The 16294-nt window shown below is 62.4% G+C and carries 16 protein-coding genes and 1 tRNA gene; 2 read left to right on the plus strand and 15 right to left on the minus strand.

All coding sequences use genetic code 11. From position 1 onward, the window contains the following. Window positions 1–81 precede the first annotated feature (81 nt). The gene (locus tag EOA32_RS09590; protein WP_128371589.1) at window positions 82–783 is read right to left on the minus strand and encodes a hypothetical protein; all 702 of its coding nucleotides are present in this window, start codon (window positions 781–783) and stop codon (window positions 82–84) included. A 403-nt stretch (window positions 784–1186) separates the two neighbouring features. Between EOA32_RS09590 and EOA32_RS09595 the strand changes: the two genes are divergently transcribed. Both EOA32_RS09595 and EOA32_RS09600 read left to right on the plus strand, forming a co-directional pair. Next, window positions 1187–1276: transfer RNA gene (locus EOA32_RS09595), tRNA-Ser, on the plus strand. A 114-nt stretch (window positions 1277–1390) separates the two neighbouring features. Then, window positions 1391–2710, plus strand: a complete 1320-nt coding sequence (locus tag EOA32_RS09600) for a tyrosine-type recombinase/integrase (protein ID WP_128371590.1) — start codon at window positions 1391–1393, stop codon at window positions 2708–2710. A 77-nt stretch (window positions 2711–2787) separates the two neighbouring features. Here EOA32_RS09600 and ftsZ read toward each other — a convergent pair whose 3' ends face one another. From ftsZ to EOA32_RS09670, 14 genes are all read right to left on the minus strand, one after another. Then, complete coding sequence (gene ftsZ / locus EOA32_RS09605; protein ID WP_189407033.1) at window positions 2788–3780, minus strand: cell division protein FtsZ; 993 nt, start codon at window positions 3778–3780, stop codon at window positions 2788–2790. Between the two features lie 102 nt (window positions 3781–3882). Further along, window positions 3883–4122, minus strand: a complete 240-nt coding sequence (locus EOA32_RS38480) for a hypothetical protein (RefSeq protein ID WP_189407035.1) — start codon at window positions 4120–4122, stop codon at window positions 3883–3885. Window positions 4123–4176: 54 nt separating this feature from the next. Next, the gene (locus tag EOA32_RS09615; RefSeq protein WP_128371592.1) at window positions 4177–4449 is read right to left on the minus strand and encodes a DUF2274 domain-containing protein; all 273 of its coding nucleotides are present in this window, start codon (window positions 4447–4449) and stop codon (window positions 4177–4179) included. Next, window positions 4449–5672, minus strand: coding sequence for a TrbI/VirB10 family protein (locus EOA32_RS09620; protein WP_128371593.1), 1224 nt, complete (start codon window positions 5670–5672; stop codon window positions 4449–4451). The genes EOA32_RS09615 and EOA32_RS09620 overlap by 1 nt, the downstream gene beginning before the upstream one ends. Before the next feature lie 9 nt (window positions 5673–5681). Beyond that, entirely contained in the window at window positions 5682–6710 is a 1029-nt protein-coding gene (gene trbG, locus EOA32_RS09625) for a P-type conjugative transfer protein TrbG (RefSeq protein ID WP_128371594.1), read from the minus strand. After that, the gene (gene trbF, locus EOA32_RS09630; protein WP_128371595.1) at window positions 6700–7431 is read right to left on the minus strand and encodes a conjugal transfer protein TrbF; all 732 of its coding nucleotides are present in this window, start codon (window positions 7429–7431) and stop codon (window positions 6700–6702) included. The genes trbG and trbF overlap by 11 nt, the downstream gene beginning before the upstream one ends. Further along, window positions 7432–8754 carry a P-type conjugative transfer protein TrbL gene (trbL, locus tag EOA32_RS09635; protein ID WP_128371596.1) on the minus strand — a complete coding sequence of 441 codons (1323 nt, stop codon included), beginning with the start codon at window positions 8752–8754 and terminating at the stop codon, window positions 7432–7434. Between the two features lie 33 nt (window positions 8755–8787). Beyond that, window positions 8788–9513, minus strand: coding sequence for a P-type conjugative transfer protein TrbJ (gene trbJ / locus EOA32_RS09640; RefSeq protein ID WP_128371597.1), 726 nt, complete (start codon window positions 9511–9513; stop codon window positions 8788–8790). Further along, window positions 9510–11960: a conjugal transfer protein TrbE gene (trbE, locus tag EOA32_RS09645; protein ID WP_128371598.1), complete on the minus strand. Its 2451-nt coding sequence runs from the start codon at window positions 11958–11960 to the stop codon at window positions 9510–9512. Before trbE ends, trbJ begins: the two co-directional genes overlap by 4 nt. After that, window positions 11954–12226 carry a VirB3 family type IV secretion system protein gene (locus EOA32_RS09650; protein WP_128371599.1) on the minus strand — a complete coding sequence of 91 codons (273 nt, stop codon included), beginning with the start codon at window positions 12224–12226 and terminating at the stop codon, window positions 11954–11956. The genes trbE and EOA32_RS09650 overlap by 7 nt, the downstream gene beginning before the upstream one ends. Continuing rightward, window positions 12226–12534, minus strand: a complete 309-nt coding sequence (locus EOA32_RS09655; protein ID WP_040980072.1) for a TrbC/VirB2 family protein — start codon at window positions 12532–12534, stop codon at window positions 12226–12228. The genes EOA32_RS09650 and EOA32_RS09655 overlap by 1 nt, the downstream gene beginning before the upstream one ends. An 11-nt stretch (window positions 12535–12545) precedes the next feature. Then, on the minus strand, window positions 12546–13514 hold the full coding sequence (gene trbB / locus EOA32_RS09660; RefSeq protein WP_128371600.1) for a P-type conjugative transfer ATPase TrbB: 969 nt from the start codon (window positions 13512–13514) through the stop codon (window positions 12546–12548). Then, a complete protein-coding gene (locus EOA32_RS09665) occupies window positions 13511–13924 on the minus strand; it encodes a CopG family transcriptional regulator (protein ID WP_128371601.1) in 414 nt (137 codons plus the stop codon). The genes trbB and EOA32_RS09665 overlap by 4 nt, the downstream gene beginning before the upstream one ends. A 118-nt stretch (window positions 13925–14042) precedes the next feature. Then, window positions 14043–16073, minus strand: a complete 2031-nt coding sequence (locus EOA32_RS09670) for a conjugal transfer protein TraG (protein ID WP_128371602.1) — start codon at window positions 16071–16073, stop codon at window positions 14043–14045. Window positions 16074–16294: the final 221 nt, after the last annotated feature.

A 16294-nucleotide genomic window follows, 5' to 3' on the forward strand; every position in this document is an offset into this window, starting at 1 on the left:
CCCCGGGAACACTCCCGTCTGCCCCGCCAAACGACATAGAGCGTGCACAACCGCCACGCAATCGCGACACGTGATTTTGAGTTAGGCGCTGCGCGCCGGTTTGCGCCGGTTGACGCGCCAGATGGCGAAAATCCCGCCGCCGACGGCGCCGGTGATCAGGCCGCCCAAGCCGATGAAGACAGCAAAAAACCCGCAGGCGCCCTCGAAGCAGCTCATATGGGTGGCGTCGGCGATCAGCGACCCCGCCAAAAATCCGATGCAGGCGCCGATGGCGCCGCCAAGAATGATGCCGAGCAACGCGGCGACGAGCGAGACCAGGAGCGGCGGGCGTTCGGCCTCGGGATTGGCATACACCGTGTCGGCGCCGCCGCCGCGCCGCAAGAGGTAGATGCAGAGCAGGCCGATGGCGATCTCGGCGACCGTGAAGCCCAGCGCTTCGGCCGAGAAGACGAAATCGGGCACAAGAAGCGTGTAGGCCTGACGCGCGACGAGCCAAAGGATGATGGCGACTTGCCAGATCGTATAGTGACGCGGGAAACGCGCCGACCGGTTGAAGGCGAGGCCGAGCAGGTAAAGCCCCCACAGAATGGTCACGACGCCGCCGGTCAGCCCGCCATAGATCAGGAAGAGCACGCTTTCCGGCAGATTGAAGTCGCCGATCAGCCGCCAGCTCGAGATCAGGCCATAGGCCGAAAGCGCCATCACGATGAGCAGCCACGCCACCGGGATGAAGGAGAGCCCGCTGTCGGGCCGGCCCGCGGGCTGCTGGTTGATCGATGCCATGTCAGGACAATGCCCCTCGCAAAGCCCAAGCAGTTCCGGGAACTGCGTCGTGGTTTTCCGTCCGGAAGTGCACAAAAACAACGCCTCAGGCAGTCGACAGGCGGCCAGAGCCGAAGTCAAGCGCGGGAAACTCCGCCGGCCAGCCTGTGCACAGCATTCGGCTGCATGGCAGGCCACCGGAGCAGCTTTCGCGCCATCCACGGCAAAAGCCACGGAATGACTTGGCATTCGCTTTCGGATCGACTAGATGAGCCCCGCGCCTGTTTTGCCTAGACGGCTAGAGGTGCCGGGAAAGGGTTGCCTGCCGGTTGAAGGCACCCCAACTTTAGGCCGAGAGGCCTTCCCGAGGGAGATGCATCTCCCCAACCCGCGCGGCGAAACCGGCCGACGCGACATGCAAGACGGAGAGGTGGCCGAGTGGTTGAAGGCGCACGCCTGGAAAGTGTGTTTACGGGAAACCGTAACGCGGGTTCGAATCCCGCTCTCTCCGCCAGCCTTCTTCCATGAAAACCGTTTATTTTCAAAAACTTCCTTGCGACCCTTGACCGCCGGATATCGAAACATATCTCATTCTGTGTAACAAACTGTGTAACATTAGAGTAAGCTAATGCGGCGATCTACAGCGCCACGCCCGCATAAGCGGGATGGCATCTGGTATCTCGTGCGCCGGGTGCCCAAGGAATTTGCGTCGTTCGACCGCCGCGGCTTGGTGCGCATTTCGACCGGGGTGGCAGTTGCCGACGATCCGCGTGGCGTAAGGGCTCGCGATGCGGTGCGAAGTCTTGGCGCGGAGCTCGAGACTTATTGGCGCAAACTGGGTGACGGCCAGTCCGCAGAGGCAGCTCTGCGTTTCGAGGCAGCGAGGAAGCGCGCACGATCGTTCGGGCTGGCTTATCGAACCAATGAGGAGCTGGCGGCGGGGCCGCTGGACGAACTCATAGCCCGCATGAAGCTGCTTCTCGATAGAAATGCCGTCGACAGCGCAACGGACGTCTCCGCGGTGATGGGCGGAGAGCAGCGGCCGGCGCTGCGCCTGAGCGGGCTCCTCAAGGAGTTCGAGGCGATCGAGCAACAGAACCTGCTGGCGATGTCGCCAAACCAGATAAAGAAGTGGCGGAACCCCAAGAAGCGCGCGATCGCAAACTTGATCGGCGTCATCGGCGACAAGGAGATCGCGCGCATGACGCGGGAGGATGCGGTTACCTTCCGCGAATGGTGGCAGAAGCGCGTCGTTGGAGGGGGCCTCGACATCGGCACGGCCAACAAGGACATCGGCCACATCTCCAAGATGCTGCGTGTTGTCGACCTCACGCACCAGCTCAAACTGGAGCCGGTTTTCCACCACCTTCGCCTTTCCGGGGCCGTCGCAGCCCAGCGTGCAGCGTTCAGCGAGCAGTTCGTGCAGGAAAAGATTCTCGCCGAAGGGGCGCTTGACGGGCTGAATGACGAGGCCCGCCACCTTGTCTATCTAATTGCGGATACCGGACTGAGGCTTTCCGAAGCGGCTAATCTCACCGCGGAGACCATTCACCTCGACCATGAAATTCCCCATGTGCAGGTGCGCCCGAATGGCCGGCGCCTGAAGACCGATCATTCGGCACGAGATATCCCCTTGGTGGGCTGCGCGCTTGAAGCGATAAAGCTTCATCCGAATGGCTTTCCGCGTTACCGCGACAAGGCGGCCTCGCTTTCGGCGCTCGTCAACAAAGTGCTTGGCAAAAAGAAGCTGCTGCCGACCTCGGAGCATAGCCTATATAGTCTGCGACACACTTTCGAGGACCGGCTAACGGCGGTCGAGGCGCCGGAGAAGGTGACCGCTTCCCTGATGGGGCACAAATGGATCCGGCCGAAGTACGGCGCCGGACCGTCCCTGATGCAGAAGCACGAGTGGCTTCAAAAGATTGCTTTCAAGCCACCAAAACGCTAGCGGCCCCCTTCTCTCAGGACCGCCCAACGGGAGCGCTCAGGCTCGCGGCATTCCACTGTCGCGGAAACGGCTTCGTCTCAGGCGATCCTCTGCTCGAACTGCATCACGCTCGCGCTCTTGCGCAATCCCGTCGCGACGACCGACACACGGAACTTTCCGGCCAGGGACTGGTCGAAGATGGCGCCGACGATGATGTCGGCATCGGCGTCGACCTCCTCGCGTATCCGAGTCGCGGCTTCGTCGACCTCGAAGAGCGTCATGTCCATGCCGCCGCTGATCGACACAAGCAGCCCCCTGGCGCCGGTCATGGAGGCCTCGTCCAGGAGTGGATTGGCGATCGCCGCCTCGGCCGCCATCCTTGCGCGTCCCTCTCCGGAAGCCTCGCCGGTTCCCATCATCGCCGGGCCCATGTCGCGCATCACCGACTTCACGTCGGCGAAGTCGAGATTGATCAGACCTTCCTTGACGATCAGATCCGTGATGCAGCCGACACCGGCGTAGAGAACACGGTCCGCCATGGCGAAGGCATCGGCGAAGGTGGTCTTGGCATCGGCGACCCTGAAGAGGTTCTGGTTCGGGATGACGATCACGGTGTCGGCGCTTTCGCGCAGGCGTTCTATCCCTTCCTCGGCCGCCTGGGTCCTGCGCTTGCCTTCGAACGTGAAAGGCTTGGTGACGACGGCAACCGTCAAGATGCCGGCATCGCGCGCGGCGCGCGCAATCACGGGCGCCGCACCTGTCCCGGTGCCGCCCCCCATGCCGGCGGTGATGAAGCACATATGCGTTCCCGCAAGATGATCCATGATCTCATCGATGGATTCCTCCGCGGCCGCACTGCCGACCTGCGGCAAGGATCCGGCGCCGAGACCCTCGGTGACATGCGCGCCCAGCTGGATCAGCCGCGACGATTTCGACATGGTGAGCGCCTGCGCGTCGGTGTTGGCGACGACGAACTCGACGCCCTGCAGTCCCTCGGCGATCATGTTGTTGACGGCGTTTCCGCCGGCGCCGCCGACCCCGACAACGGTGATTTTGGGCCTCATCTCCAGGATTTCCGGCTTGGCGGCCATTGCGATCTCTCTCTACAAAAGCGCCTGCTACACTGCCGAGCGCCACGCAGAGCCAGGGCAGCGAGTACGCGAATCAGGCGATCCCCTACCAAGCGCAGGGAATCAGAGGAGGCGCTTCGCTGCAAGGTCGAGCTGAGGACGATCAACTGCTCTCGCGCCCTCGTTTTCGGTGCCTTTTTGCATCAGTTCCGCTAGCACGCGCCGAGCCCGGTCCCGGTTTCCGAGCCGCCTTCGCGTCTCCTCAAGCTCTTGCTCTAGCCGTTCGAAGGTCGGGGTGTAGGCTTCGCCATGACGAACGACCAGATAGGCCGCGACGGCGAGAAACCGCTCGAGTTCCGTCAAACATGGTCGTTCTGCGGAGCGCCCCATGGTCGGTTCGACCTATCTCGGCTTCGGCTACTCAGAACCGGAACCCGGCACGCGCCGCGACTTTTCTATCGTGAAGTTAGCGGAGAAGCCTTCCCTTCTGGCCTTCGCGAAAGCTCGGTCGCCCTCCAGGAACTCGGCGAGCATGAACGGAATGAGCTCCGCTACTGTCTCGGACTCGCCGTAGGTTTGACGGTATAATGTGGCATAGTCCTTAAGGGCTTGGCTCAGGTCCGCGCTGACAGTGATGGTGATCTTGGAAGGTGTTCGGTCAGGGAGCTTTCCTAGCTTCAGATTTGACATCACCTACTCCTGTGAGCCTGATAAGGCCGTATCACGAGATCCTTCTGCACGATGACGCGGAGCGGCCAGCCGGGGCGCACCGTGATCGTCGGCTGAATGTTGAGGTTCTTTTCGGTGATCCGCTGGCCGGCTTGGCTGACGTTCTGCTGCGTGGATTGCCGGATCGCCTTGACAAGGTCGCTCTCGTTTTCCCCGAAGCTCAGCTCGGTGCCAACGCCAAGCAATGTGGCCAGCGCCACTCCCTTGATCAACTGCCAGGTGTGGAAATCCACCTTGTCCTCGAGTCCCGCATAGCCAGCCGTGTCCGACGCCGGCAGATTGTCAATTTCGATCGAGGAGCCGTCGGGCAGGATTATTCGCTGCCAGACCAGCAGTGCGCGCTTCTGTCCAAAAGCGACGACGCTATCATAGGTGCCGATCAGGCGTGATCCTTGTGGAATGAGCAAGGTGCTGCCGGTGACTGTGTCGTGCACATTCTCGGTGACCTGCGCAACGACCAGACCGGGCAAATCCGAATTGATGCCGGTGATGAGGCTGGCGGCGATCACGCTGCCGGCCATCAACTGATAGGGCGAAGCCGGCGTCTGCAACGCGTGCGGATTGTAGATCCCGTTTGTGTCCCGCCGGCTGACGAAATCGAGCTTGCGCTGCTGATTGTTCTGGTCGCCTTCTGGTGCAACGGAAGCTGACGTGCCGGCGGCTTCGGCTTGCGGAAGCGCCTCAAATGGCTGCTGGCGGGCTTGCCCGTTGTCCGGGGCATCGGTCTGCTTCGGTCGATTGTCGATTCGGAACATGACTTGCGACTCGCGCGCCGAAATCGCCTGCTGGGCGAGCCGTTGCTCCTCCGCGGAAACCTCCTGCCCCGGCGCGATGCCGAGCTGGCGCTGCCGGTCAAGGATTGGGCGGCCGAGGTCGCCCGGCAGTGGTGGTCCAAGCACGGGCGCCTTCGGCTTGACGGCGGAGTAGTCCTTGGGCAGGCCATCGAGCCCTTCCGCCGTTGGCTTGCGCTCGGTATTGAACCGATCTTCCGACAAGTCTGGGATGCGCAGGGCGGGGCCTCTAAGCGCGATCATGGCGACGCCGAATATGGCACCGGATCCGACTGCGGCGATCGCCATGATCACGCCGCGCCTAAACCGCACAGCGCGGCGCGGCGAGGCTCGCAGTTGCAGTTGCTCTGGATCGAGTTTCGGCGGAGCATCGGAACGAGAAGTATTACTCATGGCGTTGCCTCACCTGCCGAAACGCGAAAGGAACGGGATCCGCCGTGGTGGCTGCCGGCCATCGGTTCTCGAGATGCGGACCACTTGCTGCTGCTTGGTCCCAAGCCGCAGTTCTGCCGCCGCAAAGAGGCGATCGACGATGTAGTAGTTGCCGCGCATGCGGTAGTTGACGAGCTGGTTGTTGCCATCAGCTCCCACGATGAAGAGCGGCGGCGCCTCGCCCTGATCGATGCGACTCGGGAATTCGATGTAGACCTTGCTGCCGTCGTCGAACGCACGCGTCGGTCTCCAGGGCGGTGTGTCGCCGGAGATGGCATAGCGGAAGCGAATGTTCTCGAGGGGCACATTCGACGCGACCGGCATGACAGCCTCGACTTGAGCATTGCGCTGGCGAAGCGCGATGATCTGGTCTTCGCTGTAGGTCCAGGAGATGGCCGCCATCGCGATCTTGTCAGTGCTTTGAAGCTGCAGGTGATAGGTTCGCCGTTCCGTGGTGATCACCAAATTGGTGCTAAGACCTGGCGCGAAAGGCTTTACCAGCACATGGGTGCGCTGATTGTCTCCGGTGCCGCTCACTGTATCGCCGATGACCCAACGCACCGTATCGCCCGCCAATACGGACGTCAGCTTCTCGCCTGGTTGCAGAGCGATATCGGTGACGCGCTCCGGCGCGGCGTAGAGCTGATAAAGCGCTCCATCGGCAAAGGGATAGACCTGAACCGCATTGACATAGCCGTATTTGGTGGGCTGCTGTGTCGCCGCCTTATTGGCGTCCGCGACACGTTCTTCAGGGGAGCGCTTGTCTTCGGCGACCTTGCCCGGGTCGGGCTGCAACTGGCCGGGTAACGGCAACGGCTTTGGCACCTCGACGATCTTGACCGGCTTATCCGCCGGCTTCTGGATGGCCGCTGGCTTGAAGTCGGCCGTGTCATAGGAAATCTCAGGCGGCGGTACCGGCTTCGATGCGCAGGCGGGAAGGACGGCTGCTGACGCGGACATGATCAGCGCGGCACGGAACGATGGGGCTCTATTTGTCATTATCGGGCTCCTTTGGGGAAACGGATGCAGGTGCTGCGCTGTCGAGCTCACGCGACCAGTCGATGGCGTTGATAAAGACGCCGAGCGGGTTGTTGCGCAGCTGATCGGTATTGCTCGGTGGCCGGATTACGATGGTGAGGATCGCGGTCCAGCGCGTCGTGCTGGCCAGGCTGCCGCGCTCAAAAACCTGCTCGGTCCATTTGACCTGGAACGAGCTGTCGGAGGCCCTGACCACGCTGGTCACCTGCACCGACACACTGCGCGTGCCGATCTGGCCGAAGGGGTCGTTCGCCTTGGCGTACTCGTTGAGGAAGAGTGCCGCACGGTCAGTGGCAAAGTCGTAAGCCCCCAGCCAGTTCTGCCGCACCAAGACCGGATCGGTGGAGACGGATCGGACATTCTGAATGAAACGGCCGAGATGCCAGGCGATCTGGGCGTCGGAGGGCTCATAATCCTGGATTGCCGGCGCAACGGCGCGCGCCTCACCGAAGCGGTCGACCTCAACGACGTAAGGCACGACACGGCTCTGCATCGACTGCCAAACAAGGCCGCCGGAGAGCCCGGTCGACAAAGCGAGGCAGCCAAGGGCCATCAGCCGCCAACTCCTGGCCTGTACCCGCGATGAGCCGATGCGCTCGTCCCAGAGCTGGCCGGCCTTCTGATACGGCGTGACCGGCTCGGGCGTCTTGCCGTAACGTTGAACGGGTCGCTTGAAGAACATCTAGTCGTCCTTGTCGTTGAGAGAGGGATTGGCGCTGCCGCCCGACCTGTCACCGTCGCGGACAGCCTGCATGGCGGTGTGGCGATGAGCACGAGCGGTCTGTTCGGAACGCATGCGTCTCGCCCAATTGGGCGCGGTAGTAGGGGCAGAACCGGCCGGAGCTCCGGTCATTGACGCGGTCGGCGCACCGCCGGTGGCGGTCCATGCGGCTTCGCGCCCGGCATTGACATCAGGCCCGAAGCCTCCCGCGGCAGATCGTGCTGATCGCATCACCGCGCCGCTAGCGGCGCTTGCCACACCCTGCATTCCAGCAGCCGCACCGGACAGGCCGGAGTCGGGCGAGGTTGCACGTCCCAACTGCCACGCTGAAGAAGCTGCCGAACCCATGGTCGTGCCGGCTCGCACTGCGGCAAGCCCGCCGCCGGTTGCCATGCGCGCACCGGCAAAAGCAGCTCCCCCGGCAACGAGCGCTGATCCAGCAGCGGCCGCCGTGGTCCCGAGCGCAGCGCCGGCGCCAAGCTGCGGTGCACCAGAGACCAGACCTGAAGCGATGCCAGGCCCAAAAATGCCAAGCCCCAGAAGAGCCAGCGCGCCAAGCACCTGTGACATGGCGGCGGCCAAGTCCGGCTCCTTGCCTTGCAGCGCGGAAGCGAACTCGCCGAAGAGAGTCGAGCCGATGCCGACGATAACAGCGAGCACCATCACCTTGATGCCGGACGAGATCACATTGCCGAGCACGCGTTCGGCCAAGAACGCTGACCGGTTCCAGAGTGCGAAGGGCACCAGAACGAAACCGGCCAGCGTGGTGAGCTTGAACTCCAGGATGGTGATGAAGAGCTGGATCGAGAGAATGAAGAAGGCGATGATGACCAGGAACCAGGCCACGAGCAGCACGAAGATTGTGAGCGCGTTGCCAAAGATTTGCGGAAAGCCAAGAAGCTGGCTCGCCTGATCGAGAAGCGGCCAGGCGCCCTCGAAGCCCGTCGCAGCAATGCGGCCCGGATGCAGCAGGTTGTCGGCGGATAGATTGCCGGACGATGCGTTGATGCCGAGGCCGGCAAAGGAGCGGTAGATAATGTCGGCGAGGTTCTTGAAATTATTCAGGATGAAGGCGAAGACGCCGACATAGAGCACCTTGCGGATAAGGCGGCCGAGAATGTTGGGCTCGCCGCCGAATGCCCAGGCGAGGCCTGCCAGCGTAATGTCGATGCCAATGAGAGTCGTAATGAGGAAGGCAACGTCGCCAGTCAGCAGACCGAACCCGCTATCGATATAGCGGACAAAAGTCTCCATGAAACGATCGATGACCCCCAGGTCATTCATGCCGCCGCCTTCCTCAAGTTGAAGTGCTAGTGATCAGTTGCTGGGATAGGCTGTGCCAGTGCCCAGGAAGCGTTTTGTCATCTGTCGGGCAGCTTCCTCGGACTGCGCCTTACGGGCGGCATCCTCAGCCTCGGCGCGGAACTGCGTCGCAAGCAGCGTCTGGATCTGCATCTGCTGCTTGGTCGATAGCGCGATCAGCTGATTGGTGGCTTGGCTTGCCTGAAGCGCACCAGCCGCCCCTTGGCTGCGGTTGACGAGATCGGCAAGCAGGTCGCCGTCGCCGCGGACATTCTCGACGATCTGCGACTGCACGCCCATGGTCTGGCGAAACGCCTGCATGGCGCTCTGCCAACGCTCGCGTGCGGCGGTGGCCACGTCGCTCGCTTTGATCGTCGCATCGTAGCTTTCCGGATATTGCTGTCGCCATTGGTCCTGAAGCTTGCCGAGATCAAAGCTCAGGCCGCTCGCCTGGTCCATCAAACCGTCGATCCGTTGCAGCGAACCGGTAAGCTGGCCAACGGAGGAAAAATCCAGTTTCTGAAGATTCCGAGCCATGTTCTGCAGCATGGTCGCCTGGTTCTGTAGCGACTGGATCTGGTTGTTGATTTGCTCCAGCGCTCGCGCCGCCGACAGTACGTTCTGCGTGTAGTTCGAAGGATCGAACACGATCAGGGCGTAGGCTGGCTGCACATAGTCGGCCAACGGTTTGGCGATCAGCGAAAGGGTTATCAGGCCGGAGAGAAAGCGGCGCCGCATCATGACGAATGCTCCTTGTCTGGTTGGGGGAATTGCTGGTGAAGCTCGGCGGCCCAATCGAGGCCGCGAGCACTGAGGAGGTGGAAGGCAAAGCCGTCCTGTCCGTGCTCGGACAGCACGCTATCGATGAGCGTCTGGCTGGCTGGATCGGAGGCGCCGCAAAGCGCAAGCGCGATCGGGCCAAGGCCTAGCTCGAATAGCCGATTCCCACGTCGCGATTGCAGGTAGTACTGGCGCTTTGGCGTGGCGCGGGCGACCAGTTCGATCTGGCGTTCGTTCAGACCGAAGCGCTCATAGGCGGCTCGCGCCTGCGGTTCCACGGCACGATCGTTGGGGAGAAGGATCCGTTGCGGGCAGCTCTCGATAATTGCCGGCGCGATCGCCGAGTTCGCGATGTCTGCAAGCGACTGCGTCGCGAAGATGACCGACACGTTCTTCTTGCGCAGCACCTTCAGCCATTCGCGGATGCGCGCGGCAAAAAGTGGATTGTCGAGATAGACCCAGGCCTCGTCGAGCATAAGCAGTGTCGGCCGTCCGTCGAAGCGCTCTTCGAGACGATGGAAGAGATAGGTGAGCACCGGCAGCACAGCGCCTTGGCTGTGCATCAGCTCCTCGGTCTCGAAACACTGCACATCCGAGAGGGCCAGCCGATCGTCATCAGCATCGAGCAACCGGCCGAAGGGGCCGTCGAGCGTGTAGGGCATCAGGGCGGACTTCAGCGCATTGGACTGAAGCAGGACCGACAGCCCTGTTAGCGTGCGTTCCTGCGCCGGCGCGGTGGCAAGGCTGCCAAGTGCAGACCAGAGTGCCTCCTTCACCTCCGGCGTGACGGTAACATTCTCATGGGCAACGAGGCCGGCAATCCATTCGGCTGCCCAACTGCGCGTCGCCGGATCTTGGATGTTGCGCAGCGGCTGGAAAGCAAGCGAACCGTCCGCGCCGAGTGCGTGGTGCCCTCCACCCATGGCGAGCGTTGTGGCACGAGCGGAATTGCCTTTGTCGAAAACATAGATCTGCGCGCCGCCATAGCGTCGGAACTGCAGAGCAATCAGCGCAAGCAGTACCGATTTGCCGGCGCCGGTCGGACCGACGATCAGCATGTGACCGACGTCGTCGACATGAGTGGAAAGTCGGAACGGGGTCGACCCGCCGGTCTCCGCGAAGAGAAGCGGAGGTGCCTCTTGCTGGGTAACTTTGGCGAGATGCTCGTTCGCCGACGGACCGGCCCACACCGACGACAGCGGCATGAGGTGGGCAAGGTTCAGCGTGTGAACAAGCGGCTGACGAATATTGGCGTAAACGTGGCCGGGCAACGAGCCGAGCCACGCCTCGACCGCGTTGACAGTTTCGCGGATGGTGGTGAAGCCCAGCCCATTGACGATCCGCTCGACCGCGCGAAGTTTTTCGGCGGCGGCTTGGCGGTCCTCGTCCCATACCGTCACGGTCGTGGTGAGATAGCCGAAGCCGACATGGTCGCCACCCAACGCCTGAAGGGCTTCGTCGGCATCCAGCGCCTTGTTGTCGGCATCGCTGTCGACCAGCGGCACCGGCTCGTTGGTCACAACCTCGCGCAGGATAGCGACGATCGATTTGCGCTTGGCAAACCACTGCCGCCGCAATCGGGTCAGCGTCTTGGTCGCTTCCGCCTTGTCGAGCGGAATGAAGCGCGTCATCCAGCGATAGGTGAAATCCTGATTGTTGAGGGCATCGAGGATCCCGGGCCGGGTGAGGTTGGGAAAACCGAGAATGGTGAGGGTTCGCAGATGCTGGTCGCCCAGCATCGGCTCCAAGCCGCCAGTGAGCGGCGCGTCGACCAGAATGCCGTCGAGATAGATCGGCGTTTCCGGCACGGCGACGGGATGTCGGCGAGCCGAGATCGTGCCGTGCAGGTAGGTAAGCGTCTCCGCATCGTCGAGCGCCCGCACTTCGGGCATGAAGCCCGACAGGAGATCCAACACGCGGTCGGTCTCTTCACGGAACCGCCCTAGCTCCTGGCGCCAGTTTCTTTCGGCTTCTGAATGGTGCGAATCGACGAGCGCGCTTTCCGCACGAGCCTGGCTGTCCGCTGGCGGCATGAACAGCAAGGTCAGGTGATAGCGGCTCTCGAAATGCGCGACCTTCCCTTCGAAAGCCGCGCGCCGTTCTTCATCGACAAGCCACGAGGCCGCATCGGGAAAACGCGAGGCTGGATAGCCCAGGGCTTCGACGCGTTCGGCCTCGAAGAACAATGCCCAGCCGGAGCCGAGGCGTCTCAGCGCATTGTTTGCCCGGGCGCAAATGCCGATGAGTTCGGCTTCCGTCGCGCTCTCAAGATCGGGGCCACGGAACCGCAGCGTCCGCTGAAAGCTGCCGTCCTTGTTGAGCACGATGCCCGGCGCGACGAGTGCGGCCCAGGGCAGATGGTCGGCGAGCCGGTCGGCCCTGCTGCGATATTCCGAAAGGTTCAGCATGCCAGCCACCCCCTTAGCCGAAGGTGGCGGACAAGTACGCTTGCGAAGTGTGGATCACGTCTCGCGGCAAAGACCGCGAGCGTGTGGCCAGCAAGCCAGAGCACCAATCCGGCAATCCACTGTTGCAAGCCAAGGCCTATTGCCGCGGCTACCGTGCCGTTGAGGATCGCCACCGCTCGCGGCGCACCGCCGAGCAGGATCGGCTCGGTCAATGCGCGGTGAACGGCCACCTCAAAACCTTCGATATGCTGCTCTCCAGTGGCCATCAGACGAGCGCCCCACCACCGAAGGAGAAGAAGGACAGAAAGAAGCTCGATGCGGCGAAGGCGATCGACAGGCCGAAGACGATCTGGATCAGCCGCCGAAAGCCCCCTGCTGTGTCGCCGAAAGCTAGGGTTAAACCCGTGGTGATGATGATGATCACCGCGACGATCTTGGCGACCGGTCCCTGCACTGACTCCAGGATCTGCTGCAGCGGCTGTTCCCAAGGCATGCCGGAGCCGGCCGCGTAAGCCGGGGCCGTGAAACAAAACGCGAGCGCGGTGGACGAAAGAAAGCGAAGCTTCTTGCGCATGAGATGACCTTTCAAAGCTGCTGGAGTTGCGTGAGTGTGAGCGGGGTGACGGCGTAATCGCCGCTGCCGTCGAGACCGGTGACCTCGGCGATCGAGTCGATGCGCCGCGAAGTTCCGCGCCCGGCGATGAACACGATCAGGTCTATCGCCTCGGCGATCAGCCGGCGCGGAACGGTGACGACAGCTTCCTGGGCGAGTTGCTCGATGCGATAGAGCGCAGAGCGTGCCGAGTTGGCGTGGACAGTGGCGATGCCGCCGGGGTGCCCGGTGTTCCAGGCCTTCAGCATGTCGAGCGCTTCCGAGCCCCTCACCTCGCCGACGATAATGCGATCGGGCCGGAGCCGCAGCGTCGAGCGTACGAGATCGGCGAGCGTGACCGAACCGCGCCTCGTTCTCAACGCTACGCAGTCCTTCGCCGCGCATTGCAGTTCGCGCGTGTCCTCAATCAGGATCACCCGCTCGTCGCATTCGGCGACTTCCACCAGCAGCGCATTGGCAAGCGTGGTCTTGCCCGATGAGGTGCCGCCGGCGACCAGAATGTTGCGCCGCTCGCGCACCGCCTTCTTCAGCGCATCGGCCTGCAGCGGCTGCATGATCCGGTCGGTGACATAGTTGGCCAGCGTGTAGAGCTTTGCCGCCGGCTTGCGGATCGCAAAGCACGGCGCCAGTACGACAGGCGGCAGCAAACCCTCGAAGCGCTCCCCCGATGGCAATTCGGCGCTGACGATCGGATTGTCGGCATGCGCCTCGGCGCGCACATGGGAGGCGACCAGGCGGATGATGCGTTCGGCCTCGGAGGGGTGCATATGCACGTCGGTTTCGACGCGACCTTCTCCGAGCCGGTCGAGCCGCAGCGCGCCGTCGGGATTGACCATCACCTCAATGACCAGCGGATCGGCCAGCGCCTCGGTGATCGCCGCGCCCATTGCGGTGCGCAGCATGGCGCGGCGGCGATGGTCGGCTTCGGGATGAGAGCTCATCCTTTTCCTCCGACGCCACTCTCCTTGCCAAAGGAGTGCTTCCCCGATGCGATCTGTCGACCAACCTGCTCGACGAATTTGTCGAAACGCTCCTGCGCGATCGCCTGTGTTGCCTTGTCCGGGGCCGGCGTGTGGGCATGAAGCGTGATCGAAAAGCGGATGAAGAGCGCCAAGCTCTCCAGGATCATCTCGGCATCGCGCCTGACGTGACCGAGGTCGCGGGAAAGACGGTCAAGCCTTACGCCATAGCGGCGGTCGAGTTCGTTCTCCCCACGCCGATCGATGAAGGCCTCGACCGCCTTTGCGACGACCGCGGATTTGGTGGTCGAGGGGTCGCGGCTGAGGTTGTCCAGCTTCTCGCTGAGCTCGGGCTCGAGCAGAAACTGATGACGAATGCGGTGGGGCTTCATGCGGCTTGTTCTCGGCAGGCCGGCACTGCGCCGGCGATGAGAACAAGCATGAGGCCGCCGCCCGAAATCGCTTATGGTCGTTATCTACGCTGAGATACGTTTTGACTTTAGGCGGCGTTCAGAAGCCGGGCACGATATCTTTGTCGTCGCCCCTGCCCTCATTGATGCCGTAGGCGCGCGCCGCGGTGGAAATCCGGTCCATCACACGTGTGTCGGCGAGCGCCTCGCTATCATCATCGGCGGGCTTGAACAGATCGTCCTGGTCCGGCTCCTTTAGGGTGGTAATGTGTTCTTCGGGCAATCCTGGATGGCGCTGTTGCTGAACACCGCCCTCGTCTTCAGCGGCCCCGCCGCCGCTGTCATCGTCAGCAGCAAGACGGCGATCGACGGTGCGCACCTGTCCAGTCCAATCGTCCGGACGTGACGCGGGACAGTCAGCATAAGGAGCGTCGCGCAACACCGGCACCGGCAGCACGCGCTCGGTGAAATTCTGATCGTCGAAATAGCGCAGCTTCTTCGCACGGATCGGCGGCAACCCTGAAACCAGCACCAATTCGTCAGACGGCGGCAGTTGCATGACTTCGCCCGGCGTCAACAGCGGGCGGGCCGTCTCCTGCCGGCTTACCATGACGTGCGAAAGCCACGGCGCCAGCCGATGGCCGGCATAGTTGCGCATCGACCTGAGCTCTGTCGCCGTGCCGAGCGCATCCGAGATGCGTTTGGCCGTGCGCTCGTCATTGGAGGAAAACGCAATGCGCACATGGCAGTTGTCGAGAATGGCGTTGTTCTCGCCATAGGCCTTTGAGATCTGATTCAGGGATTGCGCGATCAGATAGGTGCGAATGCCGTATCCCGCCATGAAGGCGAGCGCGGTCTCGAAGAAGTCGAGGCGGCCGAGCGCCGGGAATTCGTCCAGCATCATGAGCAGCTGGTGCTTCTTGCTCTTCTTCGGATCTCCCTCCAGGCGCTCGGTCAACCGACGGCCGATTTGGTTGAGTACCAACCGCACCAATGGCTTGGTGCGCGAGATGTCGGATGGCGGCACCACCAGATAGAGCGACATCGGTCGTTCGGCATCCGTGAGGTCGGCAATGCGCCAGTCGCAGGCCGATGTTGCCGCCGCTACGGTCGGATCACGATAGAGACCGAGAAATGACATGGCAGTCGAAAGGACACCCGAGCGCTCATTCTCCGACTTGTTCAGCACCTCGCGGGCGGCCGAGGCCACGACGGGATGGGCCTGAGGCTTGTCCGCCGCGCCAAGGTGGTTAGTCGTCATCATGCGCTGCAGCGTCGCGGCAAAGGAACGTTGCGGGTCCGAGAGGAAGGTGGCGACACGGGCAAGCGTCTTTTCCTCTTCGGCGTAGAGCACGTGCAAGATGGCGCCGACCAATAGTGAGTGACTGGTCTTCTCCCAATGATTGCGCCGCTCGAGCGCACCTTCCGGATCGACGAGGATGTCGGCGATGTTCTGGACGTCGCGGACTTCATTCGGACCTTTGCGGACTTCCAGCAACGGATTGTAGCGCGCCGATCGCGGATCGGTCGGATTGAACAAGAGGCAGTATGAAAACTTCGATCGCCAGCCTGAGGTGAGCTGCCAATTCTCGCCTTTGATGTCATGAATGACGGCCGAGCCAATCCAGGAGAGAAGCGTTGGAACGACCAACCCGACCCCCTTGCCTGAACGTGTCGGCGCAAAGGCCATGACGTGCTCCGGCCCGTTGTGGCGCAGATAGCGGTCGTTCAATTTGCCTAGGAAGACACCGGCCGGTCGAAACAGCCCTGCCTTCGATATCTCCTGCGTTAGGGCCCATCGTGAAGAGCCATAGGTGGTGACGAGTCCACGCTGCCGGGCGCGCCACAGCGAACCGGCGATAGCAGCGGCACAACCCAGGAGCCCACTGGCGCCGGCAAGCGATCCGGCCTTATCGAAGACCTCAGGTGCATAGGCGTCGAAATGGAACCACCATTCGAACAGTTTCCACGGCTTGTAGATCGGCCAGCCGGCCGCTACAAACCATGGTGCGCCGAGTGGCGGCTGATGGTGCAGCATGTGGGCGCACCATTGCGTTGCAATCCATACCCCAAATATTGCGATTGCAAACACGACGGCGATCTGACCGACTAACAGTTTCGTAGGTGTCACGCGGTTGCTCCTCTACTTGGCCAGAGAGAAGCATCGCATGGTGTGAATATTAACCCGCTTTTCCTGCGATCTCTTGCGATTGGGCTGAAAGCTTGGGATTGACCTATGCACGGATCGTTCATGCACGAGGCGGTTGCCCACAGGACTTATGCCGATGCGGCATCAATGTCCTTGCCGAGACGACACTACGGCTCGTTGTGACCACAAAGAAACTCGGGAAG

The organism is Mesorhizobium sp. M1A.F.Ca.ET.072.01.1.1 (assembly GCF_004023325.1).
GTDB lineage: Bacteria > Pseudomonadota > Alphaproteobacteria > Rhizobiales > Rhizobiaceae > Mesorhizobium.